The organism is Marinobacter sp. CP1 (assembly GCF_001266795.1).
GTDB lineage: Bacteria > Pseudomonadota > Gammaproteobacteria > Pseudomonadales > Oleiphilaceae > Marinobacter > Marinobacter flavimaris.
The window spans coordinates 3,196,227-3,221,942 of the sequence record NZ_CP011929.1; the positions used below are offsets into that span (position 1 = coordinate 3,196,227).

A 25,716-nucleotide genomic window follows, 5' to 3' on the forward strand; every position below is an offset into this window, starting at 1 on the left:
CCGAGTTCTGGCTCCGATTTGCCTGCAAGCAGGGTGTGTCATGACTACCGAACAAGATTCCAAAGACCTTCCGGACATTGAAGTGGGCGAGGACCATGTACTCGCGCACAACGTGGACGAGGAACCGGTCGAAGCCAACCGCCGGCTATTCGAAGGCGGCCTGCTGAAATTCGTCGCGCTGCTGGCGATAGCCTATTCAGCCTTTCACCTGTATTCACTGAACATAGCGCCCCTGGAAACCTGGTCGTTCCGTATTGTGCACATTGCCGGTGCCCTGGTGCTGGGTTTCGTTCTGTTTGCCGGCGCCCGGTTTGTGTCATCGGAAGAGGGCGGTGCCCGCCACCGGTGGACAACCTGGATCAGTGCCGGTGCCATGCTGCCGGCTCTCTATGTGTTGTATCAGACATTTTCGTTCTGGCAGATGGTTCAGAACGGCGCCATGCGGATTCCGGTCGAACTGGAGGTGTGGCACTTTGGCTGGCCGCTGCTGGCGGCGACCGGTGTTGGCATTGTCATGAGCTGGTTTCATCAGCGCGAGCGATCGGTATTCAGCGTGCCCGATCTCGTGTTGATCGTCTGCTCGCTGGCCGTGGCCGCCTATTTCCTGGTGGTGTACAACACGTCCATGCGGATGTCGACCGGCACCTCCTTTGCGCCGGTGGGTATCTCGTTTGCAGCCATTGCCGGCACGGCCCTGATCATGGAACTTACCCGGCGCGTGGCGGGGATGGCACTGGTGATCATCGGTCTGGTATTTCTGGCCTATGTTTTCGCAGGACCCTACCTGCCAGGTTTCCTCGGTTACCCGGGGCTTTCGGTTCAGCGTTTCTTCAGTCAGGTGTATACCGATGCCGGAATCCTTGGGCCGACCACGGCGGTGTCTTCGACATACATCATTCTGTTCATCATTTTTGCCGCCTTCCTGCAGTCCTCGAAGGTGGGTGACTACTTCGTGAACTTTGCCTTTGCGGCGGCCGGCCGTTCCCGGGGTGGCCCGGCCAAGGTATCGATCTTTGCATCGGGCCTGATGGGTATGATCAACGGCACCAGTGCCGGCAACGTGGTATCCACCGGCTCCCTGACGATTCCATTGATGAAGAAGGTGGGCTACAGCAAGCAATCCGCAGGCGCTGTCGAGGCGGCCGCGTCCACCGGTGGTCAGATCATGCCGCCGATCATGGGCGCCGGCGCCTTTATCATGGCGGAGATTACCGGCATTCCCTACACCGAGATAGCCATCGCGGCGATCATTCCGGCGATTCTGTATTTTGCCTCGGTCTACTTCATGGTGGATTTTGAAGCCGCCAAGACCGGCATGCGCGGCATGCGTGAAGACGAGCTGCCAAAGCTTAGAACCATGATGAAGCAGTGCTATCTGTTCGTGCCGATCATAATCCTGATTGTCGCCTTGTTCATGGGCTATTCGGTGATCCGGGCCGGCACCCTGGCGACCGTTTCTGCCGCGGTCGTGAGCTGGCTGTCACCCAACAAGATGGGTCTGCGGCATATCCTTCAGGCACTGGAAATTGCTTCCTATATGGCGATCCAGATTATCGTGGTGTGCGCAGCGGCCGGGGTAATCGTGGGCGTGATTTCGCTGACGGGAGTGGGCGCGCGCTTCTCTGTGCTGTTGCTGGACGTTGCGGCCACGAGCCAGTTGCTGGCGCTGATCTTCGCCATGTTCATTTCCATTCTACTGGGTATGGGGATGCCGACCACGGCGGCCTATGCGGTAGCTGCCTCAGTGGTCGCGCCCGGCCTTGTCCAGTTGGGTATTGAACCGCTGACGGCGCACTTCTTCGTGTTCTACTTCGCTGTAGTTTCCGCGATCACACCGCCGGTTGCGCTGGCCTCCTATGCCGCTGCAGGCATATCGGGCGCCAATGCCATGGAAACCTCCGTGGCCTCGTTCCGGATTGGCATCGCAGCATTCATCGTGCCTTTCATGTTCTTCTACAACGGCGCGTTGTTGATGGAAGCCGGCTGGTTCGAGATCGCGAGGGCACTGGTAACCGCAACCTTTGGCGTTTACATGCTTTCTGGCGGCGTGCTCGGTTGGTTTGCGAGCATTTCCGCGTCCTGGATAACGCGACTCCTGCTGATTGCGGCCGCGTTGCTGATGATCGAGGGAGGGCTCTGGACGGATCTCACCGGTATTGCCCTGGCGGTCCTGGCGTTCGTCATCCAGAAGCAGCGTAAAACTCGCCTTGCCACAGCTGGCGCCCTGTAACGGGGGCTTGCTGGCTGCGTCAGAACAACCGTGCCATGGAAGCATCGCACGGTTGTTCTGTACCCCGCCTGGCTATACTCTAGCGGCTTTCCGCGGTTTTTCGGGAACCGGACCCTATGCCTTACCGTATTGGCGTTTTTCTCCTTTTCGTGGCGACTCTGGTGGCCGCCTGGCTGCTCGGTGGCTGGGTTGGATACCGGCAGGTGGAGCAGGAGAGCCTTGAGGAGTCCTTCCGGTATCGCCAGTTGGTGGCCAACGAACTGAACCGATATCTCCCGGTGCCCGAGCTGATGGCCGAGCATCCGTTACTGCAACGGGCGCTGGAGGCGCCTGACAATCCCTCTGCTATTCTCTCGGCCAATGAACAGATGCAGCGCATGGCCACTATCGTAGGCAGTTCGGATGTCTACCTGATGGATACTCGCGGCCTGACGATCGCAGCCAACAACTACCTGCAGCCAGACAGTTTTGTCGGGCGGAATTTCAATTTCCGGCCGTATTTCTATGAGGCGATGGAGTCGGGCGATTCGGCGATCTATTTCGCCCTCGGCCTGATGTCTGGCGTTCGGGGTCTGTATTTCTCGCATCCGGTTCGGGACGAGGGCGGCCAGATTATCGGGGTGGTCGCCGTGAAGGTTCTGGTTCACGAACTGGAATCCCAATGGGATCGCCCTACTGGCTTGCGAGAGGCGGAGATGGTCGTGCTTGATCATAATGGCATCAGTTTTCTCGCGAGCAGGCAGGACTGGCTTTACCGCAATTTCTCGGGGATGGCCGATGCCGTGCCCGACGAGTATTCCCGCCGGCGTTATCCAGACCGTGATTTGACGCCAATGGCACTGAAAACGTTGGGAACCCCATGGGGGCTTCTCGAGCAGTCAGCAACGGTCCGCATCCAGGACAGTGGCAAACCCCGGGAATATCTGAGCGTAAGCACGCCTCTGCCAAGGATGGACTGGACGCTTCAAGTCATGGTGAGCACTCGCTCGGTCGTCTGGACCCGGTTGGGTTTTGCGGTCGGTGGGGCAGCGCTGTTCTTTGGTGGCCTGTTGACCTGGCTGTACCTGCGCGAGCGCTACCGGCGCGAGGCTGAACTGGCTCTTCGGGGCGAGCAGCTGGAGCGAAGCGTGGCCGAGCGAACCGCAGACCTGGAGAACTCCAATCGCAAACTGGTGGAGGAGATCCGGGAGCGAGAACGCACCCAAACCGAGCTGCGGGAAACACAGCAGGAGCTGATCCAGGCTGCAAAACTGGCGGTGCTGGGTCAGATGTCCGCGGGCCTCAACCATGAAATGAACCAGCCTCTGACGGCCATTCAGACCTATGCCCGAAACAGCCGCCGCTTCCTTGAGAAAGGTGCCGGGGAGATGGTGGATGCTAACCTGTCAGAAATCATCCTGCTGTGTGACAAGATGGCGGAGCTGACCCGGCAGTTCAAGGTGTTTGCGCGCAAATCCGAAGGCCCGCCAGCGGTGGTGGATCTCCGGCAACCGATTGACGCATCACTGAAAATTATCGTTGCCCAGCAATCGAGCTCGGAAATCGATATCCAGTGGCACCGTCCAGACTCGCCGGTGATGTGCCACGGTGACCTGATCCGGATAGAGCAGGTTATGGTTAACCTGATGGCGAACGCGGTTCAGGCGGTAGAGGGTGGTGCTCGGCCGGAAATCCGGATTGATATAGAAGAAACCGAGCAGCACTGGAAATGCCTGGTGCGCGATAACGGGCCCGGATTGCAGGGCGACACCGAACAGATTTTCGAGCCCTTTTTTACCACCAAATCGGTCAAGCAGGGACTGGGTCTTGGGCTTTCCATATCGCGCCAGATTGTGGATGCGCTGGGTGGCAGCCTGACTGGTCGTAACCGCCGGGATGGTCCGGGCGCAGAATTCGTCGTAACCCTCAAGAAGCGGGAGGCCATGGAATGACAGAACCCTCGGTAATCTTTGTGGACGACGATCCACACATCCGCCAGGCCATTGCCCAGACACTGACCCTGGAGGAGTTGCCGGTCAGCTGCTTCGAAGATGCGCCATCGGCGCTGGGGCATATCAACGCCGACTACGACGGCGTGGTTCTCTGCGACTACAACATGCCGGAGATGAACGGCCTGGAGTTGCTGGACCGGCTTCGAGCTATCGATGACACCATTCCCGTGATCATTCTTACCGGGCAGGGCGACATAAGCACGGCGGTAACAGCCATGCAGCAGGGCGCTTACGACTTTATCGAGAAGCCGTTTGATCATGATGAACTGATAGAGCTGCTCCGCCATGCCCTGGAAAAACGGCATCTGGCCCTCGAGAACCGGAGACTGAAAGCACAGCTGCGGCACCTGGCCAGACCCGGTCCACGAATGTTGGGGGATTCGCCGTTGATGCAAAAGGTCATGGCGACCGTTGATCCCATCCTCGATATTTCGGCCAATATTCTTCTGCACGGGGAAACTGGGTCCGGGAAGGATGCGCTGGCCCGATACATTCATGAGAACAGTGGACGCAGTGCCCACAACTTTGTAGCAATCAACTGCGGCGCGGTGCCCGAGAACCTGATTGAAAGCGAGTTGTTTGGCCATGAGGCCGGGGCGTTCACCGGGGCTGAAAAGCGCCGTATCGGCAAGATCGAGCACGCCCACAAGGGCACCCTGTTCCTGGATGAGGTTGAGAGTATGCCCGTGCCCTTGCAGGTGAAACTCCTGCGGGTGCTGGAAGAACAACGGGTCGAGCGTCTGGGCAGCAATCAGGTTCAGGAGGTGGATGTCCGGATCATTGCCGCCACCAAGGCGGATTTGAAAAAACTCAGTGACGACGGCGAATTCCGGCCTGATCTCTATTACCGGCTGAATGTGGTCAAAGTTGACATCCCGCCGTTGAGAGAGCGGAAAGAGGACATCCCGCTGCTGTTCCATCATTTCGTGCTGATTGCCGCGGCCCGTTACGATCGGGAGAGCATACCGCTTGATGCTGGTCAGGCAGCCCGGCTGATGCAACATTCATGGCCCGGCAACGTTCGCGAACTTCGGAACCTGGCTGAACGTTATGTCCTGCTGGGGCCGGCAGCGCTGGATGAGAACGAACCTGCGGATACGGCCAATGTGGCGGGTCGACAGACGCTCGCCGAAATGATGGACGGTTTCGAGCGTTCTGCCATTATCAGCGCCCTGAATGCCAGTCATGGCAGCATCAAGGACACCATGGTCCAGCTCGGTATTGCCCGGAAAACCCTGTACGACAAGATGCGCAAGCATGGGTTGGACAAAGCCCAGTTCAAGGATTGATGAGCAACAAAAATTTACCGGCATGGTTACAGGCTGGAAACAAACTACGCAGTATCATCAATGATATTGCCCCCGGTTTTTGCGTAGTCTTTGCGACTTTTTCCATGCCGGATCGCCCGGCGAATTGATCACTTAACCAAAAAGACTACCAGTCATGAAAAACCTGACCATCCAGACACGGGTACTGTTGCTGGCCCTGGTGCCGGTGATTGTGCTCACGGCATTCCTGACCAGTTACAACCTTAACCAGGCCAGTGCTATTGGCGAAGAGGCCGTTGCCGGTTTCTCCTCCGATATGGAAGAGAGTAAACGCCAGGAACTGCAGAATTATCTGGCCGTTGCAAAGTCTTCCATCGAGCATCTCTATAATCAGCCTGGGTCCGCAGACGATCCGGAGGTGCGCGAGAAAGCGTGGGAGATCCTGCGACAGCTTCGTTTTAACGATTCGGGAAGCACCGGTTATTTTTTTGCGTATGACACCCGGGGTGTCAATGTGATGCACGGCGTCAACCAGTCTCTGGAAGGCAAAAATCTCTGGGACTTCCAGGATCCCAACGGAACCTTCCTGATTCGTGAGCTGGTAAAGGCGGCGCGCAATGGCGGCGGTTATGTGCCTTATGGTTGGAAAAACAGCGAAACCGGACAAGTAGCGCCCAAGCTGGGCTATGCGGAAATGCTGCCCAAGTGGGGTGTGATGATCGGCACCGGCTTCTGGATTGACGGCCTTGAGGCCCAGGTAGCGGCGATGGAAAGCCAGGTGGGGACTTCACTCGAGGACGCCGTGATAGGCTCAGTCAGCACCTCACTTGTCGCATTGGCGCTGATCGTCCTGCTTGCCCTGATCGTGGTCCGCAGCATCATTCGGCCCCTGAAATCGGCCGTGTCGGCAATGAATGACATCGCCAGCGGCGATGGCGACCTGACCCGTCGTCTTGACGTTTCCGGCAAGGATGAGCTTGGACAGTTGGCGACTGCCTTTAACAGTTTCGCCGACCAGGTGCACGGACTGGTTGAACGCGTGCTGTCGTCTACCCGCACGCTGAACGAGGCCACGGCTGATTTGAACCAGGTCATGACTGAAGCCGAGCAGGGCGTCGAGCGACAGAAATCCGAGAGTGATCAGGTGGCAACGGCGATGAACGAAATGACCGCAGCTGCCCAGGAGGTTGCGAGCAACGCGAGTGAAGCCTCCACGGCCGCCGATCATGCCAATGGACAGGTTTGCGATGCCCAGGGCCTGGTACATCAGGCTACCGAAGTTATTGGCGGGCTCTCCGAGCAGGTGGGAGAGGGCGTTCGGGTTATCGAGCAGCTTGGCACTGACTCTCGCCGGATTGATAGCGTACTGGAGGTCATTCGCGAAATTGCTGATCAGACCAACCTGTTGGCCCTCAACGCTGCGATCGAAGCGGCACGGGCCGGCGAGGCCGGTCGGGGTTTTGCCGTGGTGGCTGACGAAGTTCGAACGCTGGCTCGCCGGACCCAGCAGAGCACCCAGGAAATCCAGGATATGATTGAGCGGCTTCAGTCTGGGGCAGGGAATGCGGTCAAGGTAATTGCTTCCATCAGTGAGCGCAGCGAAGCGACCGTGGAAGAAACCCGGCAGGTCAACGATGCGCTGCAGCGCATTGGTCAGGCTGTGGCAACGATCACGGACATGAATACACAGATTGCCAGCGCAGCCGAAGAGCAGACCAGCGTTTCCGAGACCATTAATCAGAACGTGCATGAGATCGTCGCGATTACCGAACAGACGGCGCAGGGAACCCGTCGGGCCGGAGATGCAACTCAACGGCTGAAGAACCTGGCGTCCGAGATGTCAGAGCAGGTCAGTCGGTATCGGGTGTAGGCATTACTGATTAAGTGAGAAAGGGGCAGAACTCGGGTTCTGCCCCTTTTTTTCGTTCTTTAAATGCTCGCCAATGTCAGAGATTGGCTTCGGCAAATTCTGCCAGTAGCGACCGGGGAACACCCTGCAGGTGGATGTGGGCGCCATGTCGAAAGCGCTTGAATCGTTCGGTCATGTAGGTGAGGCCCGAACTCAGGGCACTCAGGTAGGGCGTATCGATCTGCGCAAGGTTGCCGAGGCAGATCACCTTTGACCCGTTGCCAGCCCGGGTAATGATGGTCTTGATCTGATGGGGCGTCAGGTTCTGTGATTCATCGATAATGATCAGGCTGTGCTGGAAGCTGCGGCCCCGGATGTAATTCATGGATTTGAAGTGCAGGGGCACCTTGCTGAGGATGTAGTCGACGCTGGCGGTCATGTTCTCGTCGTCCTCGTGAAGGGCTTCCAGGTTGTCGACGATGGCGCCCAGCCAGGGCTCCATTTTCTCGGCTTCAGTGCCGGGCAGGAACCCGATGTCCTCGTCGAGGCCCTGGGTGGAGCGGGTGGCAATAATGCGCTTGTAGAGCTTGCTGGCCACGGTCATCTCGATACATGCAGCCAGCGCCAGGATGGTTTTGCCCGAGCCGGCGGAGCCGGTGAGGTTGACCAGGTGAATGTCCGGGTCCAGGAGCAGGTTCAGCGCCATGGCCTGATAGATGTCCCGGGGAACCAGGCCCCAGACCTCCTCGTTCATCAGGTCGTGTTGGTGCAGGTCCTTGATGATCAACTGGTCGTCGGAGAGGTCCACCACCTTACCGACGAAGCCCATTTGATCGATGACGAATTCATTGATGTTCAGCTTCGCCAGCTCGCCTTCCCGCTTAAGGATATGTTCGGTTGAACCCTCCCGCTGAACAGTCTCCACTTTCTCAATGGTGTCCCAGAAGGAGTTGGGGAATTCCCGGTAGCCCTTGGGCAGAAGATCAATGTCATCGAGCAACTGGTCGTTGTGGTAGTCCTGAGCTTCGACGCCGAAGCCCCTTGCCTTGAGGCGCATGTTGATGTCTTTCGACACCAGGATAATGTCCCGGGACTTGTGGCGGTTCTGGAGAGCAGCCAGGGTGTTGATGATCTTGTTGTCGTTCAGATGCTCTGGCAGCGAATGGTTGCCACTGTCACCGGTGCTCATCAGGATCGAAAGAGTGCCCAGGGGTTCGGCCTTCTTGCCACGCACGATGGGAACACCTTTCTCGATCACCTTCGGGCTGGCATCGCCCAGCAACTTATCGATGTTGCGGATGGCCTGACGGCAGTCAGCGGCCACGGCTTGCTTGCCGGATTTGAGGCTGTCGAGTTCTTCGAGGACCGTCATCGGGATGATGACATCGTGTTCTTCAAAGTTGAGGAGGGCGTTCGGGTCGTGGATCAGGACGTTGGTGTCGAGGACGTACATCTTTCGGCGAGCTTGCGGTGCTCTGGGCATAAGTGGCGCTACCTCTCTGGTGGCTCAGTCGTTATCGGCGCAGCGTTGCGTGAGTTCCTCATCCGAGATCACTTTCAGCATATCGTAAGTCGTTATGATGCCGGTAATTTTTGAATCATTGGTGACAAAAATCCGGTGCAGGTGCTCGCGCATCATGATATTCGCAATGTCGCGCACCGGCGTCTTCTCGTCAACCGATAAAACGATGGGGGTCATGATGTCCCGGACTTCTACCGGCACCTTGCCCATTTCCTCAAAGATCACCATTCGCAGGCGTCGGGCTTCCTCCCGCTCTTCGGGAGTCAGATGCCGGTCCGCATCGGAGCGCGTGGCGTTCCAACGGAATTCGGTGATGTCTTTAAGAGTGGCAATGCCGACAATTTCGCCGTCGTCATCGGTGACGGGGCTGCCGGTTATCTCGTTGTCGGTGAGGAAGCGGGCCAACCGGTCCATGGTCCAGGATTGCGGGACGGCCTTGATGCTGGGTGTCATGATCTCGTAGGCGAGAACGGTCATTGATCTGGGCTGCCTTCTAGAGTCCTTTCGTAAAGCTTAGCGCGTGATACTCCGCGCGTCATCCCTTACTGTGCGCCGGGACTCAGGGTTTGTTCATGCGAAGGCCAGTCAGTTGGCCCTGCTCGTCATAAACCAGTTGGTACCCCTGGTACTTTTTACTGTTGGCAACGCGTTCCAGCGCTTCCATCGACCTCACGGGAATATCCACCAGCAGGGAGTTCACCAGCCAGCCGGGTAGCGCTCCATTGGGGTCCGTGTGCTGGACCCACACCATCCGGGTGCTATCCCCCTCGGGCGTGAACCGGTACAGGGTGTCCGAGCGATCGACTCTTACCCGGCTACTGTTTTCCGCCCGCTGATCGGGCATGGCGTTCAGATCCATGACGATCTCACCGGAGGCCTGATCACCCCGTGTGCGTATGCGCAGGACATAGTCGCGGTCAGTAACCGGCCAGGGCATGTCATTCACGGAATAGGCAAAGCGATCTTGAAACACGCCATTGCCAAACGCATAGGATTCCGTACAGTTGTGCACCCACTCGATGCAGGAACCGGGGTTGGCCATCACAGCCATCAGGTTTTCGATAGGCGCGTCGAGCACCGCCACGGCCTTGAAGGCCTTGAAGCTGGAGCCTGGCTGCTCGATGGTATAGACCCGGATGTGATCGGCTTCCTTGCGTAGCGTCCACGCCTCGTCGCTTTCGCTGGGCAGTTCAGCACGGGCACTGGCGGCAACGGCAAACACCAGCAACGCACAGACCAGCCCACTGAGCACCGAGGCCCAGCCCGTAATGCCATGGGCTATGCTCTTTCTCATAGGGTACACTTCCTTGCAGATGGTGGGCCGAGTCTAGCATGGGGCTTTTGCCGGCATGGCCACGGAAACAGTGGATTGTGAACCAGGTAGCGACCTGTTGATTTGGTAACCGAAATTGGCCCGATCTGACGACGACTATGACCATTAAGAAACTTATCAACGGCAAAGGGCAGGTGATTCCGGGACTGTTGGATGAACCGGTAGAAGAGATCAACTATCTGGACTATGACCTGCGTACGGTGATGGACCGCCCGCGTTCAAAGCTGGCAAGACGCTGGCGGTTCAACCAGTTCCAGTTTGTCAGCGCCATGGGCCCGGGTTGGGTGTTTGGTCTGGCGGTGGTGGATCTGAAACTGCTGGGCAGCGGATTCTTCTATCTCTATGACTTCGAGACTGGCCAGATGTTGGAGCAGTCTTTCCTTCAGCCATTGGCCCGGCAAACCTGCATTGAGCCCCGGCCAGAGGAAGGGGTGACAAGGTTCAGCAAGGGCGACGTAGCCGTGCGAATTGCGCCTTCCGCGGATGGCCGGACAATTACGGTCTCGGCCCCGGGAGGTATCCGTATTGAACTGACGCTTTCAGAGGATCGGGACCCGCTCCGGCTGGTATGCCCGGCCGGCTACAATGGCTGGGTGTTTACCCGCAAGTCGGCAGGCTTGCCGGTGGAAGGGGAAGTGCGCTGGGATCATCGTATCTGGCGCTGCGACGAGCAGACTCGGGGATCCATCGATTGGAGCTGTGGCTTCATGCGCCGAGAAACAGCCTGGAACTGGGCCTGCCTGGCTGGCCAGCTTGCGGATGGCCGGTCTGTGGGGTTGAACCTTGCCGCAGGGGTCAATGAGACGGGAATGACAGAAAATGCGCTCTGGCTGGATGGTGTCTGCCACAAACTGGGCGCGGCAAGGTTCCGTTTTGATCGCTATCAACCAGGCGGCGACTGGCATGTGAGCACGGAGGATGGTCGGGTCGATCTGCACTTTGTCCCCGCTGGTGTGCGCAAGGAAAAACTGGACGCCTGGGTACTGGCATCCAACTTCCGGCAGTACGTGGGCTCGTTCAGTGGAACGGTGACGGATGAGGCTGGCGGAAAAATTGAGGTTAAAGGTCTGCGGGGCCTGATGGAAGACCACTTTGCGAGGTGGTAAGAAATGGCCTGTCCCACCCGGGACAGGCCAGATAAAGCGGGTTATCGCTCCGGTAGCGTGACGTTCAGCTCCAGTACCGAGCAGCTCTCGTTGCGGTCTACCTCAACCTGAACCATGTCGTCGCTGATCTGAACGTACTTTCGAATGACCTCCAGCAGCTCCTGCTGCAGCTGGGGCAGGTAGTCCGGCTGGTCACGTTGGCCCCGCTCGTGAGCCACGATAATCTGGAGGCGCTCTTTGGCCACGCTGGCGGTGTTCTTCTTTTTACCCTTGAAGTAATCGAGGAAACTCATCCCTTAGCCCCCCTTGAACATCCGTGAGAAGAAACCCTTCTTCTGGGACGTCATGAAACGGTGTTCCCGTTCCTCTCCCAGAAGGCGTGCAACCGCATCATCGTAGGCCTGGCCGGCATCGCTGTCCTCTTCGAGGATAACCGGCAAACCCTGGTTTGAAGCGTTCAGAACAATCTGGCTTTCCGGAATGACGCCCAGCAGAGGTATCGCGAGGATTTCCTCTACGTCCGCCACGGACAGCATCTCGCCCTTTTCGACACGGGACGGGTTGTAACGGGTCAGGAGCAGGTGTTCCTTGACCGGGTCCTGGCCCATTTCGGCTCGACGGGATTTGCTCTGCAGAATGCCCAGAATGCGGTCGGAATCCCGCACCGAAGACACTTCGGGATTGGTAACCACAATCGCCTCATCAGCGTAATACAGCGCCATCAGGGCACCATGCTCAATGCCGGCAGGAGAGTCGCAGACGATGTAATCGAAGGTCTCGGAAAGCTCGTTGATGACTTTCTCGACGCCATCTTTGGTCAGTGCTTCCTTTTCCCGCGTCTGGGAGGCCGGAAGGATGTACAGGGTATCGACCCGCTTGTCGCGGATCAGCGCCTGGTTCAGGGAGGCTTCGCCCTGGATCACGTTTACGAAGTCGTACACCACGCGACGCTCGCAGTTCATGATCAGGTCCAGGTTACGCAGGCCCACGTCAAAATCGATGACTACTGTCTTGTGGCCTCGCTTGGCAAGGCCGGTGCTGATCGAGGCGCTGGTGGTGGTTTTGCCAACGCCGCCCTTTCCTGAGGTAACGACAATAATTCTAGCCAAGGTTCTGTTCCTGTTTCTCGGTGGATTCGTCGTGTCTGCCGAATTATCCGGTCAAGTTATTGTATTCAGCTCCAAAATCAGGCCTTGTCCAGTGGCGTTACCACCAGCAGGTCGTCCCTGAGCTGGATTTGCACAGCGCTTTTCCAGCCATTGTCCTGAAGATCTTCGGAGATTTTATAGTGTCCCGCGATGGACACAAGCTCCGCTTCCAGGGATTGACAGAAAACCCGTGCGGATTCTGCGCCATGGATGCCGGCCAGTGCCCGGCCCCGAAGCGGGCCGTAAACATGGATGTTGCCCGCCGCGAGCACTTCGGCTCCGGCCTGCACCGGCGCCAGGATAACCAGGTCACCTTCCGGTGCGTGGATCTGTTGGCCGGAGCGGACCGGCTGGGAGATGATTTTGGCCGGAGGTGGGTCACCAGCAGCGCTTGTCGAGGCTGCAACAACTGCCGCTTCCGCTTCGTCCGCGGCCGCCTGTTCGGCTTCATGGGTGCGATCCCGCTGGCCGTTACCCGGCAGCAGCGCCAGTGCGGCGCCCCGGGCCAGGCGGCGCTGGTCGTCGGTGCCACCGCGAACGCCAATCACATGGATGTGGTTACGCCGGCAGGTGCCGATCATCTTGAAAAAATCCAGTTCACTGTCCAGTCCCTGGTATTTCTCAAGGCTGATGATCAGCGGAATATCCTTGAAGAACCCGGGGGCCTGGCTGATCTTGTCTCGCAGTACTTCTTCAAATTCGCTGTCGTCAAAATAATAGAGCTCCAGGGCTGTCATGGACACGCTGGCGCTTTTTAGCTGAAAACCCTGTTTTACCCCGGAGGTGGCGGTATCGCTCATGAAGGAGTCTCTTCCCTGGTCATGTTGTCGGTTGGGTTCGGGCGCTGCCGCAGTGGCACGCCGTCGAAGCGGATGCCTGACCATCCTGTACTGATAAACTGGCGGATGTTGCCGTGGCTCTCGCCGGTCGGATCGTCCAGAACCTGCTGGTAGTGCTCGGCAAACAGCTTGAGCGTGTCGACTTCGCTCAGATTGCAGTACTGGCCCAGACCAAAGATCCGGCAGGAGCCGGCATTCTCGCCTTCTGCGTTTACCAGCGGGCCATTGCGGAAGCCGCAGGGCTGGTACTCGAAGTGCTGTTCAATCAGGGCCAGGGAATCTTTGAAGCTGGCGTGGCCAGCGTCCAGGGATGCCAGGTGAATCCTTACGGCATCGTTGACGCTCATTATTTGTGTTCCTGCTTGGGGCCTGTCTGATAGAGCGCCTTCCAGTCCTCGTACGGCATTCCGTAGATTTCTTCACGGGCCTGGGGATCTGAAATCTCGAAACCACGCTCATTCGCCTCTGCCAGGTACCACTTGTACAGGCAGTTGCGGCAGAAGCCCGCCAGGTTCATCAAGTCGATATTCTGGACGTCGGTGTTTTCGCGCAAATGCCTCACCAGTTTACGGAAGGCTGCGGCTTCAATTTCGGTGCGTTCTGCTTCAGGAATCGGGTTGCTCATGATGGCCTCGCAATGGTTGATGCGCCGGTTGTTGGGGTTCCTGACATTCTCTGCATGTTAGCTTAAGATACAAGGCTGTATAAATGTACAGAAAGTCGACGCGAGCCCTCTGATTATGCCACAACGCAAGATCATCCATGTGGATTGTGACTGCTTCTACGCGGCCGTGGAGATGCGGGACGATCCCAGCCTACGGGATGTGCCGCTGGCGGTGGGTGGCGATGGCGGTCGGGGCGTGGTGACTACCTGCAATTACAAGGCCCGGGCGTACGGTGTGCGGTCGGCGATGCCCGGCAGTGAAGCGCGACGGCTGTGCCCGGGGCTGGTGACGGTGCCAACAGATATGGGCCGGTATCGGGCGGTCTCACAGCAGGTGATGGCTATCCTGCGGGAACTGACAGACCTGGTGGAACCGCTCTCTCTGGACGAGGCCTTTCTGGACGTCTCCGATGTGACCGATCACAAGGGCAGTGCCACGCTTATGGCTCGCCACCTTCGGGAGCGGGTGCGCCAGGAAGTCGGTATCACTATTTCCGCCGGCGTGGCGCCCAATAAATTTCTCGCAAAGATTGCCAGTGACTGGGAAAAGCCGGACGGGCTGTTCGTGATTCGCCCGGAGGACGTTGCGGATTTCGTTCGGGGACTGCCGGTTGAGAAGCTGTTTGGAGTGGGGCAGGTGACCGCCTCGAAACTGCATGCTCTGGGGGGCAAGACATGCGGCGACATGCAGGCGCTCGGGCCCGATGTATTGATTGATCGGTTCGGCAAGCAGGGCTATCGACTCCACGAGATGGCCCACGGCCGGGATGAGCGGGCGGTGGTGGTGTCGCGGATTGCCAAGTCGGTAAGCGTGGAACGAACGTTTTCCCAGGATTTGCCAGATATGGCCGCCTGCCAGACCGTCATGGCCTCACTGGTTGCAGATCTCAACCTTCGCCTGTCGCGCAAGGCCCGCCGAAAACCGATCCACAAACTCTTCATCAAGATCCGCTACAGTGATTTTTCAACCCATACCCTTGAGCGGGTTCGTGAGCAGGTCAAAGAGCCGGCTCTGGATGATTATCTGCCACTTCTGGCTGAGCTGGTCACCAACCGGGAGCGACCGGTGCGGCTGCTGGGTCTGGGGGTGCGTTTCCGCAATGATGATGCGCCGGTTACCCAGTTGCGTCTGTTTGATTAGAGCTGCAGCCAGCTCATGGCCGCGTAACCCATCAGGCCACCGATCAGGGCGCCGGCAGCGACGTCGCTGGGGTAGTGCAGGCCGAGGACCACCCTCGATGCCGCCACACTCAACGTAAACGGAAGCACGATGAGAGCCAGCGCCGGTTCCGTCACGGTCAGCATGACCTGAAAGCAGGCGGCGTGCAGCGTGTGGCCGGACGGGAAGCTGTAGCGGTCCAGGGGCGGTGTACCGCAGTTGATGGCGGGAAAGGATATAAATGGACGTTCACGGATGAGCCAGCGCTTCAGTAACTTGTAACTGAGGGTGCAGGTGAGGCCGGTCAAGGCCATAAGCAGTGCCAGCCCGGGCCCGGATTCCGGGCGGAGAAAGGGGATGAACAGAATCAGTGCGTACCAGAACCAGCCGTCTCCGAGTCGGCTTACCAGTCGGAAATAGCCAAGGGCTGGCCGGAAACGAACAGCGCGGTTAATAGACTGGCAGAAAGCGACTTCCCGCTGGTCTGCCAGTTCAAAGAAGCGAGACGCTTTGCTTGTTGATGGCATGGTATCCGGCCTTTGCGGTTTGATTGAAAACCAGTTGTTCAAACTGTTCGATCTGCGAATTCCAGCTCTGTTCCAGGGCGTCCAGCCTTGCCTGGGCCCTGATCCGGTTCAGCAGGGTGGGCTGATCGGCCAGTCGGAGGGCACTGTCGACGTAAGCCTCGTCCTGATCCAGGGGCACTTTCATGCCGTTTTCCTCGTGGCGGATGTGCTCGGCTGCTGCAGCGTCGTCAAAGCTGACAACACCCAGGCCGCTGGCCATCGCCTCCAGCACCACGTTGCCAAAGGTATCGGTCTTGCTCGGGAACAGGAACAGATCACCTGAGGCAAAATGTCGGGCCAGGTCGTCACCACGCCGGGTGCCGCAGAACACGTAGTCCGGGTGGCGTTCAGCCAGTTGACGCCGAAGCGGACCGTCGCCAACCAGGACGAACCTGGCCTGGGGGTGGAGGCCCCGGATCCGCTCGAAGCAGGCAACCGCCATTCGCAGGTTTTTCTCCGGTGCCAGCCGGCCGACGTAAAGAATGGCCCGGTCGTTGGGCTGGAGCCCCCAGGATTCGCGCAGTGCGGTGTCCCGCTTGTGTGGCGTGAATCGATGGCAGTCGACGCCCCGACTCCAGAGGCCGGTCGCCGGAATACCCATGGCGCGGGTTGTCTGCTGCATTTTTCGAGTCGGCACCAGGGTGATGGCCGTGCGGTTGTGGAACCATCGACCGTAGAGGCACAGCAGCCTCTCCAGCATGCCGACGCCATAATAACGGCTGTAACTGTGAAAATTTGTGTGGAAGCCCGAGCTGACCGGAATCCCTATCTGCCTTGCGGCTGTGGTCGCCGCAACGCCCAACGGGCCCTGAGTGGCAACGTAGACGGCATCGGGGCGGTCAGTGGTCAGGAGCTTTTTCAGATGGCCGGTTCGGGCGAGGCCAAAGCGCAGGTCGGCGTACCCGGGTAGCGGCAATCCGGTCACCACATGTTCACGGGAGAAGAGTGCCTCGCCAGCACTGGCAAAGTGGCCTTTGCGCTCATGCTGCTGTCGCGGCCGTATAACCGTTACCCGGTGCCCACGTTGCATCAGCCCCTGGCAAAGCTGCCTGAGCGTGTTTGCCACGCCATTGATTTCCGGCGGAAAAGTCTCCGAAACAATGGTAATGTGTTGTGAGCGCCGGTTGGCCTGCATGGTCTCGGTCACGGTGTTTCCTGTGCTTCCTTTGACATGCCCCTACTATGAAAAGCCGGCATGACAGTTATGCGACACTCCCGTGACATTCCCTTTACCCGTTAACCGAACCGAATCGGAGACGATATGCAAACGCGAAAGCTTGGAAAGACCGATCTCGACGTTACCCTGATTTGCCTGGGCACCATGACCTGGGGGGAGCAGAACACCGAAAAGGAAGCATTTGAACAGCTGGATTACGCAGTCGCCGAGGGTATCAACTTTATTGATGCCGCAGAGATGTACCCTGTGCCGCCCCGGGCGGAAACCCAGGGGCTGACCGAGACCTACCTGGGAAACTGGCTTGCCAGCAGGGGCAACCGCAACGAACTGGTAATTGCGTCGAAAGTGGCGGGACCGGGCAACGGACTGAAGTACCTGCGTAATGGTCCGCGCCTGACCCGGGATCATATTATGGAAGCCTGCGACGCCAGCCTGAAACGCCTGCAGACCGACTACATTGATCTGTACCAGGTGCACTGGCCGGATCGCAGCACGAACTTTTTCGGCAAGCTCGGTTACGAGCACAACCCGGAAGAATCTTTCACGCCGATCGAGGAAACACTCGAAGCGCTGAATGATCTGGTTCGGTCCGGGAAGGTCCGGCACATCGGACTGTCCAATGAGACGCCCTGGGGCACCATGGAGTACCTTCGTCTGTCCGGCGAGAAAGGCTGGCCGAGAGTGGCCAGTATCCAGAATCCCTACAACCTCCTGAATCGTTCATTTGAGGTGGGGATGGCGGAAATTGCCCACCGGGAACAGGCCGGTTTGCTCGCCTACTCACCGCTGGCTTTTGGCATGCTCTCCGGCAAATATCTGGGCGGCAAGTGGCCTGAAAAAGCCAGAATGACCCTGTATGAGCGTTTCAGTCGCTACACCGGCAGTCGTGGCATGGATGCCACCCAGGCCTATGTTGAGCTGGCTCGGCAGAACGGATTGTCTCCGGTCCAGATGGCGCTGGCTTACGTGAACAGCCGTAGCTTTGTGACCAGCAATATCATCGGAGCAACATCCATGGAGCAGCTGCGGGAAAACATAGGGTCCGCAAAGGTCACCCTGAGCCCCGAGGTACTGGAAGCGATAGAGGCCATTCATCAGGAATTCACCTACCCCTGCCCCTGAGCCCGCCGGCTTGGTTGGCTTGAACCCCCGGCTGAGAGGCGCTGGCCGGGGGTGCTGTTACAGTCTGAAATATCGGGGATCATAAATTGACAAAAAGATGCTGATGCCGTGACAAAAAGTCGGCGTCTTTGTGTGCAGATTCACATTTTTCCGGCTCTTAATCATTAGACTTAAGCCTAAGGTATCCGTAGACTCCCGTGTCGGAAAAAAGGTCTCAGGCAGTGTCATGATTATTCGAATCTTTGTTGCGTTACTCGCTCTCAATCTTGTTGCTTTCGTCGTTCGCGCCGAAGCATCCGAGCGCGTCTTCGAACAGGTCGAAAGCAAGACAGCCAGCGAGCAGATTTTCGAAATCCAGGAACGGGTTTCCGGTGATTTTGACGAGGACAGTTCCGATGCGTTTGCCGAAATCGGTTCCCGCCTGCTGAGCCTTACCTTCACCCGTTCGAATCACTCCGGCAAGCATTATGCGTCAGATCCGGCCCAGGCCGACCATGGCATTGCGCTCCTGAACGAGGGTGCCTGCCTGAACCTGAAGTGGAACTTCTGAACCCCGCAATTCCCCGCACCCGGCAGTATCATCAAACCCCAGAATCATGATCTGGCGCATTGTCTGTGCCCGATGCTCGTGTGATCATCTCCGTTAACATGCTGATTAGCCAATAAGGAGCTTGGTAATGGCGGGTGATAGAGGGCAGTTATCAAATGATGTGAACGCCTGTGTTGACGAGGTGATTCGCCGGGTTGGCAAGGAGATTACTCTCGGTTTGCCGCTCGGGCTCGGAAAACCGGTTCGCTTTGTTAATGCGCTATACCAGCGGGCGAAAGACGATCCGGAAATCAGCCTGCACATTGTTACGGCACTGTCGCTGCTGGCGCCAAAGGGCGGCTCCTCGCTGGAAAAGCGTTTCATGGGGCCTTTTGTTGAGCGCCTCTATGGCCGGATTCCTGAACTGGCCTATGCCAAGGATGTATCGGCAAACCGTCTTCCTGAGAATGTTCAGGTCTCGGAGTTTTTCTTCAAAGCCGGCAGTTATCTGAACAATCGTTCCCAGCAGCGGCATTACGTGTGTACCAACTATACTCATGCCGTTCGCGATCTGATGGCGGTGGGTGTCAATGTCGTCGCCCAGATGGTGTCGCCGGGCGAGGCCCATGGGCAGCCCGGCCAGGTCAGTCTGAGCTGCAACCCGGATCTGACGCTGGACCTGATTCCCCTGCTCCGTGAGCGCGAGGCGGCTGGCACGCCGGTGGCGCTGGTGGCCGAGATGAACCAGAACCTTCCCTGGTTTGGCCATCATGCGGCGATTGAAGCAGACCGGTTCGATGTCTTGCTTGATCAGCCTTCGGGAGACTATCCGCTGTTCTCCGCGCCCCAGATGTCGGTCAGCCCGGAAGACCACCTGATCGGATTCTACGCCAGTACCCTCCTGAAGGACGGCGGTACGCTCCAGGTTGGCATCGGCTCACTGGGCGCGGCCCTGGTCCACAGTGCCATTCTCAGACACAGTCACAATAAGGCCTGGCGGCAGGTGTTTGACCATCTCCAGGTTGATCAGCATTTCCCCGTCGTTCGCGAGGACGGTGGCACCGGCCCCTTCGAGGAGGGGCTTTATGGCTGTAGTGAAATGATGGTGGATGGTTTCCTGTACCTGATGCAGGAAGGCATCCTTACCCGCGAGGTATACGATCACGCCGGTCTGCAGACATTGATCAATCGCGGTGATATTCCCAGCGAAGTGTCTCTCGCAACCCTCGATGTCCTGCGGCGCGAAAAGCTTATTGATAGCCCGTTGCGGGCAAAGGATGTTCATTGGCTGGTCCAGCACGGCATCTTTAAAGAAGCTGTCGAGTTCAAGGGCGGCCGTTTGCGTATTGGTGATCAGTCGGTCGAGGGTGATCTGGACAATCCGGAGGCCCGGCAGGCCATCCAAACCCTCATCCTCGGGGAACGGCTGACTGGCGGTATCGCCATGCACGGCGGTTTTTACGTTGGTCCCGAGCAGTTTTACCAGTACCTCAGGGAAATGACCGACGAGCAGCGTGCAAAAATCTGCATGACCAGCGTGAACTTCATCAACCACCTGTATGACCACCGGTTCGGAGACCAGAAGCTGAAAGCGGCGCAGCGCGTTCATGGCCGGTTCATCAATTCGGCTATGATGTACACCCTCAACGGTGCTGGCGTATCGGATGGTCTTGAAGATGGTCGTGTGGTCAGTGGCGTCGGTGGCCAGTACAACTTCGTTGCCATGGCTCACGAGCTGCCGGGCGCACGTTCGATCCTGTCGCTGCGCAGCACCCGGTCATCCCAGGGCAAGGTACTGTCCAATATCGTGTTCAATTATGGTCATTGCACCATACCCCGCCATCTGCGGGACATAGTCATTACCGAGTACGGGATTGCCGATCTGAGAGGGCAGTCCGACGAGCAGGTCTTCCTGAGGCTGATCCGCATTGCCGACTCCCGGTTCCAGCAGGAGCTTCTGAAAAAAGCCCAGAAGGCGGGCAAGGTGGATCCTGCGTTCAAGCTGCCTGCCGACTGGTGTAACAATACCCCGCAAGCCATCCGTCGTGCCGTTGCGGCTGCGGGAGATGCCAGCCTGTTCCCTCCGTTCCCGTTTGGCAGGGACTTTACCGATGAGGAGCTGACGTTGGGGAAAGCCCTTAAGGGGCTCAAGGCCGCAACGGCCACTCGCCGTGGTAAACTGTCGACTCTGTTACAGGCCCTCCGGGCCCGGGATGACGAAGGCCGTTACGGGGCCCTGCTTGAGCGCATGGGCCTGAGTAACCCTTCAGGATTGCGGGACAAGCTGGATCAGCGACTGGTTATTCATGGCCTGCAACAGCTCGAAACACCACCGGATACAGGAAACTCGAAAACCTGATGACAGCTTCACAAGCAAGACCCGACGTTTTTACCGTTCACTATGTTTTGAAGAACAAGATCGGCGAGCTGGTTGATACTTCCGAAGGCAGTGAGCCCCTGCACTTCGTCTATGGCAGTCCCGAGATTATTGAAGGGATCCAACAGGCGGTGAAAGACCGCAACGTGGGCGATTGCCTGGAGGTAACGGTGCCGCCGGCCATGGCGTACGGTGAGCACAAGCCCGAGCTGGTGCGCAAGGTGCCACGTTCACTGTTCGAAGGCATCGAGAACCTGCAGATTGGCATGAAGTTCCAGACCAACACGGGCGATGAAGCGCAGATCGTGCAGGTTGTCGGGATTGATGGCAACCTGGTTAAGGTGGACGCCAATCACCCATTGGCGGGCTTTACCCTGTACTTTGATCTGGAGATCGTTGGCCGCCGTGAAGCGACGGAAGATGAGGTAGCCCAGGGTCGTCCCCTGTTCTGAGGCACTCGGTTGCCGGTCTGTCGTATTCACCACGGTATATTCGGGTCAGTCCTTCCAGAACGGTCTCTCTCAGGCTGGCGGCGAACTCTCCGGCCGGTATCTTTTCCGACGGGTGTAAAGGTTCGTGGAAGACTACGTCGACCCGGGCAGAAGGCTGGGCTAGCATCCGCAACAAATGGTGGTGGAACTCATCATCCTCAATGAAGGGAGCCAGATGGTCGGGTCGGCCTTCCCGGCGATAGGCAATGGTGATCGGCTGTACCGGCGTTCTGCTCTCTGGAGCGGCCTTGAGCAACAGGCCATGGAACGGCAATACCGTCAGACCTGCGCTGGTGGTTCCTTCCGGGTAGACCAGGACATTCTCTTCAGCCTGCAAGTTCTCAATAATCTGGTCCCGAACGCGGCGGGCCTGACCGCCTCCCCGCCGGATGAAAAGCGTGCCGGCCTGTCGTGCCAGCCAGCCTATGACCGGCCATTGGCCAACCTCGGCTTTCGACAGGAACCGGATCGGTGCCAGGCTCCCCAGAATCGGAATATCTGACCAACTGATGTGGTTGCTGACGAACAGAACGGTATCGTCTGAGGGTGAGCCATGCTGGTGTATACGCAGTCCCAGGCACCGGCAGGCCCACCGGAAACAGAATCTGGCCCAGGGTGTCCGATCGATGGCTTTGCGGGTAACCACTTCACTGACCCTCAAACCGGCGGCCAGCATCGTGGTGGCTGCCAGAAAAGCCATAAAGGCAGTGATCCGAACGCAGAGTCTCAGCCAGCTCATCTCACAGACTCCCGTCTTCAGGATGCCGAGCGCATGAAGTGCCGGCTGTAGCGGCCGGCCAGTTTGCTGACCTCCAGCACAACCAACAGGTCGGCACAGCGAAAATCCGGATCCCAGCAGGGCTCACCGCAGACACGGGCACCAAGACGCATGTAGGCTCGGATCAGCGCAGGAACGTCCACCGGTCGATCGCTGTCCCGGGTGTGGGTCAGATGCGGCATCGCGCGAAGTGGCTTTACCAGAAAGGCCGGATCGGCCAGGTACTCGTTCTGGAGGTGGCGGGCGATGCGCCAGGCTTTCAGGCCTCCGTCAGACATGCCGATGCTCGCGCAGCCAATCATGTAGTCAACACCGCGCTCAACCAGATATTCGGCCACTGCCGACCAGAGCAGGCTGATGGTCGCGCCATTGCGATAATCCGGGTGAACACAAGTGCGCCCCAGCTCGGCTATGGTGCCAGGGAGTCTCTCCAGGGCGCTCAGGTCGAACTCCCCGGCCGAATAAAAGCCGCCAACGGCTGCCGTGTCTGCCTGATGCAGGATTCGCGTGGTCGCTACCAGCTCGCCGGAATCCAGGTCGGTTACGACCAGGTGGTCACACACGGTGTCGAACTCGTCGGCGTCGATGCCTGGCGTCTGTGCGCCCAGGTCGCTGCCATACTCTTCCGAAAACACCCGGTAACGCAGTCGCTGGGCTGCTTCGACCTGTCTGGGGCACCGGGTCATGTCGGTTTTCAGGCGACGGGCGCTGCGGCGGGCTTTCGCGGTTTGTGTGGTCATGGCGTCGTCTCTTTTGTTTCCATTTCCCGACAAGCCTATGAAGCCGGTATGACACATCGGTGACCACCAGGTGACGTGTCTGTGACATCGGGGCCGATTGGCGGTTACGGGAGCTCTGTCACAGGGTGTAACGAAGCAGCGGTTCCATGTATATTTCTGAATAGCATGTATAATTGCTGTTACAGCAGGTTGCCTGTATCGTCAGGTACACAGAATGACCTGAAACCGGAATAACAAAACCAGAGATGGATGGCGTGGAACAGACAAACGAAAGTTGGCGAATTCTGATTGTCGAGGACGACGAGCGGTTGGCGGAGTTAACCCGCGAATACCTTGAAAGCAACGGGTTGACCGTCTCCCTGGAAACTCATGGTGGGGCCGCGGTAGAGCGGATCCGTAACGAGCAGCCGGATCTGGTGGTTCTGGATCTCATGTTGCCTGGCGAGGATGGGCTCTCCATTTGCCGTCGGGTGCGCCCCTTCTTTTCCGGTCCGATCATCATGTTGACTGCCCGAACCGACGATCTGGACCAGGTCCTGGGTCTGGAAATGGGTGCCGATGACTATATTGGCAAACCGGTCAAACCCCGGGTGCTGCTGGCGCGTATTCGCGCGATGCTGCGTCGGGTGACCGAAACCGGCTCGGGGTCGGCGGACGAGGCAGGGGGCGAAGAACCGGTGCGCCTCCAGTTCAATGATCTGGTTGTCGACCGCTCCATGCGGGAGGCCTGGCTGAGTGAAGAAAGCATCGATCTGACCAGCGCCGAATTTGATTTGCTCTGGTTGCTCGCCAGCAACGCGGGCCGCGTGCTTAGCCGGGAAGAAATCTTCACCGCCTTGCGTGGTATTGAATATGATGGTCAGGATCGATCCATTGATGTTCGCGTTTCCCGGATTCGACCCAAGATTGGCGATGACCCCATCCATCCGCGACGCATCAAGACCGTTCGTAGTAAAGGCTACCTGTTCGTAAAGGAAGCCTGACGATTCAGTCTCTGGAGCCGGTGTGCCATTCGCCCGCATACCGGTGTTCCATGCCAGGGTTGGTACCATGCCCCTGAAGTTCTTCCTCAAGCTTTATGCCCGCCTTGCCGGCCTGACCGCGCTGGTTGTTTTTTTATGTGTCCTGCTGTTCACCGGGATCAACTCGGTGCGCTCCCAATTCTGGCATGAACGCTTCCCCGAGCCACTGATGCGCTGGCTGGCTGCGGCCCCGGCACCATTACAGCAATACCACTGGCTGAGTTCGGCGGTTGATCTTCGCATGGGGGCTGCTTCCCGTTTCAACCTGTCACCGGTGGCTCTGGAGCGACTTGGCTACGGCCAGGTGGTTGGCATCGACAGTGACGTAGGGTATCGGGTTCTGGTAACCGGACTGAGCGGAGAAATCCTGCAGCTGCGTCTGAACGAGCCCTACCGGGATGTGTCAGAAACCATTGGGTTGATTTTCCGGTGGCATCTTGATTCAGCCTCTGCGGATGACCGTCTCAATGTTGCCTCGCAAATGGCCCGTTCTCTCAATGTCGAAGTGCAGACCCTGGACGACGCCGACCTGCTGCCGGACTCTGACGTTCTGGACCAGGTCGCCGAGCGGGGCCTTGCCTTCTACACCGACGAATCAGACGGTTGCGGACGGGTGATCGTTCAGCTATCCGACGGTGAGTTGTACCGGATTGACATGCCCGCGGGGTTTGATCCCTGGGCCTGGCCGGTTGTCCTGCTGCTGGTCCTGGTGCTTGGCGGGGTTTTGGCCGTTGCCGTTTTCCTCGCGCTCCGGGAAGTGGACAGTAATCTCAGAACCGTTGAGTCGGTAGCGGTTCGAATCGCACGTGGAGAAATGAGCGCCCGGGTCCAGGCGGGCGAGGGAACGCTGGTAACCCGCCTGGCCTCGTCATTCAACGGTATGGCCGAACACATACAGCGCCTGGTGCAGGTGCAGCGGGAAATGATTCACGCGGTTTCGCACGAATTGCGCACTCCCGTGGCCCGTATCCGCTTTGGCGTCCAAATGATCGAGGACTGCCAGGACGAGTCTGCCCTGCAAAGGCAACTGGACGGTATTGATGGCGATATCCAGGAACTGGACGAGCTGATTGATGAGATCCTGACATATGCGCGGCTGGAGCAGGGCGGCCCGGTTTTCTCGCTGCAGGAAACCTCGGTAACCGACATTGTCCGCCAGGTGGTCTCTGAGCAGCAGATGGTCCGGCCCGAGCTGAGTATCGAAGGCAACATTGATGAGGTCTCGGAACGTTGGGCGCTGTCGGATATTGAGCCTCGCTACCTGCATCGGGCGATCCAGAATCTGGTAGGCAACGCAGGACGCTACGCGGCTGGCAAGGTGCTGGTCAGCTGTCATTTCGATGAGGACAACTGTCGCGTTGACGTTGAAGACGATGGCCCCGGCATTCCAGAGGAAGACTGGGAGAAAGTGTTTACTGCGTTTGCCCGACTGGACGACAGCCGTACCCGAACCTCCGGCGGCTACGGCCTGGGTTTGTCTATTGTTCGCCGGATTCTCTACTGGCACGGAGGGCACGCCTTCGTCAGCAGGAGCGACACGCTTGGCGGTGCAAAATTCAGCCTGGTCTGGCCCAGAAAAAAACCGGTGGACTCCATTGTGTGAGCCAGACCCCATCGCCTCACCTGATGTAACAAAGCAGCTACACAAGCACTACTGAAGTTTTTGGCGGGCCGGTCAATACTGCAAAGCGTAAGGGATGACTTTTGAGGTTGTAGTTCTTACGAACTTTCCTTGTTTCATTCGTCATTTGAGGGCCGGTTTTCCGGCCCTTTTTTTATGCCTGCTCCCAAATTCCATATCGGTC

The 25,716-nt window shown here is 58.2% G+C and carries 24 protein-coding genes; 12 read left to right on the forward strand and 12 right to left on the reverse strand.

What is annotated here, in order from left to right; translation table 11 throughout:
• Positions 1-40 precede the first annotated feature (40 nt).
• From ACP86_RS14745 to ACP86_RS14760, 4 genes are all read left to right on the forward strand, one after another.
• Positions 41-2,230, forward strand: coding sequence for a TRAP transporter permease (locus ACP86_RS14745; protein WP_014576235.1), 2,190 nt, complete (start codon positions 41-43; stop codon positions 2,228-2,230).
• A gap of 116 nt (positions 2,231-2,346) precedes the next feature.
• Entirely contained in the window at positions 2,347-4,161 is a 1,815-nt protein-coding gene (locus ACP86_RS14750; protein WP_053114607.1) for a sensor histidine kinase, read from the forward strand.
• Positions 4,158-5,510 (forward strand): sigma-54-dependent transcriptional regulator, encoded by a 1,353-nt coding sequence (locus ACP86_RS14755; protein ID WP_053114608.1) that lies wholly within the window; start codon positions 4,158-4,160, stop codon positions 5,508-5,510. Before ACP86_RS14750 ends, ACP86_RS14755 begins: the two co-directional genes overlap by 4 nt.
• 154 nt (positions 5,511-5,664) lie before the next feature.
• Positions 5,665-7,359, forward strand: a complete 1,695-nt coding sequence (locus tag ACP86_RS14760) for a methyl-accepting chemotaxis protein (RefSeq protein ID WP_053114609.1) — start codon at positions 5,665-5,667, stop codon at positions 7,357-7,359.
• A 76-nt stretch (positions 7,360-7,435) separates the two neighbouring features.
• Here the strand turns inward: ACP86_RS14760 and ACP86_RS14765 are convergent, their stop codons facing one another.
• The 3 genes from ACP86_RS14765 to ACP86_RS14775 all read right to left on the reverse strand — a co-directional run bounded on the left by ACP86_RS14765 (position 7,436) and on the right by ACP86_RS14775 (position 10,154).
• Positions 7,436-8,821: a PhoH family protein gene (locus ACP86_RS14765; RefSeq protein ID WP_041644998.1), complete on the reverse strand. Its 1,386-nt coding sequence runs from the start codon at positions 8,819-8,821 to the stop codon at positions 7,436-7,438.
• 24 nt (positions 8,822-8,845) lie between these two features.
• Positions 8,846-9,337: an HPP family protein gene (locus ACP86_RS14770; RefSeq protein WP_008176308.1), complete on the reverse strand. Its 492-nt coding sequence runs from the start codon at positions 9,335-9,337 to the stop codon at positions 8,846-8,848.
• Between the two features lie 82 nt (positions 9,338-9,419).
• Positions 9,420-10,154, reverse strand: coding sequence for an START domain-containing protein (locus tag ACP86_RS14775; RefSeq protein WP_053114610.1), 735 nt, complete (start codon positions 10,152-10,154; stop codon positions 9,420-9,422).
• A 137-nt stretch (positions 10,155-10,291) separates the two neighbouring features.
• Here ACP86_RS14775 and ACP86_RS14780 point away from each other — a divergent pair, with 137 nt between their 5' ends.
• Entirely contained in the window at positions 10,292-11,299 is a 1,008-nt protein-coding gene (locus ACP86_RS14780; RefSeq protein ID WP_008176303.1) for a DUF2804 domain-containing protein, read from the forward strand.
• A 41-nt stretch (positions 11,300-11,340) separates the two neighbouring features.
• Here the strand turns inward: ACP86_RS14780 and minE are convergent, their stop codons facing one another.
• The 5 genes from minE to ACP86_RS14805 all read right to left on the reverse strand — a co-directional run bounded on the left by minE (position 11,341) and on the right by ACP86_RS14805 (position 13,911).
• Complete coding sequence (minE, locus tag ACP86_RS14785; protein WP_008176301.1) at positions 11,341-11,592, reverse strand: cell division topological specificity factor MinE; 252 nt, start codon at positions 11,590-11,592, stop codon at positions 11,341-11,343.
• A 3-nt stretch (positions 11,593-11,595) separates the two neighbouring features.
• The gene (gene minD, locus ACP86_RS14790; protein WP_008176299.1) at positions 11,596-12,408 is read right to left on the reverse strand and encodes a septum site-determining protein MinD; all 813 of its coding nucleotides are present in this window, start codon (positions 12,406-12,408) and stop codon (positions 11,596-11,598) included.
• Between the two features lie 77 nt (positions 12,409-12,485).
• On the reverse strand, positions 12,486-13,247 hold the full coding sequence (gene minC / locus ACP86_RS14795) for a septum site-determining protein MinC (protein ID WP_008176297.1): 762 nt from the start codon (positions 13,245-13,247) through the stop codon (positions 12,486-12,488).
• The gene (locus ACP86_RS14800; protein ID WP_053114611.1) at positions 13,244-13,633 is read right to left on the reverse strand and encodes a HopJ type III effector protein; all 390 of its coding nucleotides are present in this window, start codon (positions 13,631-13,633) and stop codon (positions 13,244-13,246) included. Before ACP86_RS14800 ends, minC begins: the two co-directional genes overlap by 4 nt.
• A complete protein-coding gene (locus tag ACP86_RS14805; protein WP_053114612.1) occupies positions 13,633-13,911 on the reverse strand; it encodes a DUF1244 domain-containing protein in 279 nt (92 codons plus the stop codon). The genes ACP86_RS14800 and ACP86_RS14805 overlap by 1 nt, the downstream gene beginning before the upstream one ends.
• 115 nt (positions 13,912-14,026) lie before the next feature.
• Here ACP86_RS14805 and dinB point away from each other — a divergent pair, with 115 nt between their 5' ends.
• Entirely contained in the window at positions 14,027-15,091 is a 1,065-nt protein-coding gene (gene dinB, locus ACP86_RS14810) for a DNA polymerase IV (protein WP_053114613.1), read from the forward strand.
• Here the strand turns inward: dinB and ACP86_RS14815 are convergent.
• On the reverse strand, positions 15,088-15,636 hold the full coding sequence (locus ACP86_RS14815) for a phosphatase PAP2 family protein (protein ID WP_053114614.1): 549 nt from the start codon (positions 15,634-15,636) through the stop codon (positions 15,088-15,090). The genes dinB and ACP86_RS14815 overlap by 4 nt on opposite strands.
• Positions 15,602-16,810, reverse strand: coding sequence for a glycosyltransferase family 4 protein (locus ACP86_RS14820; protein WP_053115540.1), 1,209 nt, complete (start codon positions 16,808-16,810; stop codon positions 15,602-15,604). Before ACP86_RS14820 ends, ACP86_RS14815 begins: the two co-directional genes overlap by 35 nt.
• Positions 16,811-16,936: 126 nt before the next feature.
• Between ACP86_RS14820 and ACP86_RS14825 the strand changes: the two genes are divergently transcribed.
• The 4 genes from ACP86_RS14825 to ACP86_RS14840 all read left to right on the forward strand — a co-directional run bounded on the left by ACP86_RS14825 (position 16,937) and on the right by ACP86_RS14840 (position 21,332).
• Complete coding sequence (locus ACP86_RS14825; protein ID WP_008176285.1) at positions 16,937-17,974, forward strand: NADP(H)-dependent aldo-keto reductase; 1,038 nt, start codon at positions 16,937-16,939, stop codon at positions 17,972-17,974.
• Between the two features lie 226 nt (positions 17,975-18,200).
• Positions 18,201-18,524 (forward strand): hypothetical protein, encoded by a 324-nt coding sequence (locus tag ACP86_RS14830; protein WP_053114615.1) that lies wholly within the window; start codon positions 18,201-18,203, stop codon positions 18,522-18,524.
• 127 nt (positions 18,525-18,651) lie between these two features.
• Positions 18,652-20,862 (forward strand): acetyl-CoA hydrolase/transferase C-terminal domain-containing protein, encoded by a 2,211-nt coding sequence (locus ACP86_RS14835; protein WP_053114616.1) that lies wholly within the window; start codon positions 18,652-18,654, stop codon positions 20,860-20,862.
• Positions 20,862-21,332: an FKBP-type peptidyl-prolyl cis-trans isomerase gene (locus ACP86_RS14840; RefSeq protein ID WP_008176279.1), complete on the forward strand. Its 471-nt coding sequence runs from the start codon at positions 20,862-20,864 to the stop codon at positions 21,330-21,332. The genes ACP86_RS14835 and ACP86_RS14840 overlap by 1 nt, the downstream gene beginning before the upstream one ends.
• Here ACP86_RS14840 and ACP86_RS22205 read toward each other — a convergent pair.
• Both ACP86_RS22205 and ACP86_RS14850 read right to left on the reverse strand, forming a co-directional pair.
• The gene (locus ACP86_RS22205) at positions 21,250-22,110 is read right to left on the reverse strand and encodes a lysophospholipid acyltransferase family protein (RefSeq protein WP_075267665.1); all 861 of its coding nucleotides are present in this window, start codon (positions 22,108-22,110) and stop codon (positions 21,250-21,252) included. The two genes, ACP86_RS14840 and ACP86_RS22205, sit on opposite strands and share 83 nt — an antisense overlap.
• A 17-nt stretch (positions 22,111-22,127) precedes the next feature.
• The gene (locus ACP86_RS14850; protein ID WP_053114618.1) at positions 22,128-22,889 is read right to left on the reverse strand and encodes a GNAT family N-acetyltransferase; all 762 of its coding nucleotides are present in this window, start codon (positions 22,887-22,889) and stop codon (positions 22,128-22,130) included.
• Positions 22,890-23,134: 245 nt separating this feature from the next.
• Here ACP86_RS14850 and ACP86_RS14855 point away from each other — a divergent pair, with 245 nt between their 5' ends.
• On the forward strand, positions 23,135-23,872 hold the full coding sequence (locus ACP86_RS14855) for a response regulator (protein WP_014576254.1): 738 nt from the start codon (positions 23,135-23,137) through the stop codon (positions 23,870-23,872).
• Between the two features lie 22 nt (positions 23,873-23,894).
• Positions 23,895-25,514 (forward strand): ATP-binding protein, encoded by a 1,620-nt coding sequence (locus tag ACP86_RS14860; protein WP_227507729.1) that lies wholly within the window; start codon positions 23,895-23,897, stop codon positions 25,512-25,514.
• Positions 25,515-25,716 lie beyond the last annotated feature (202 nt).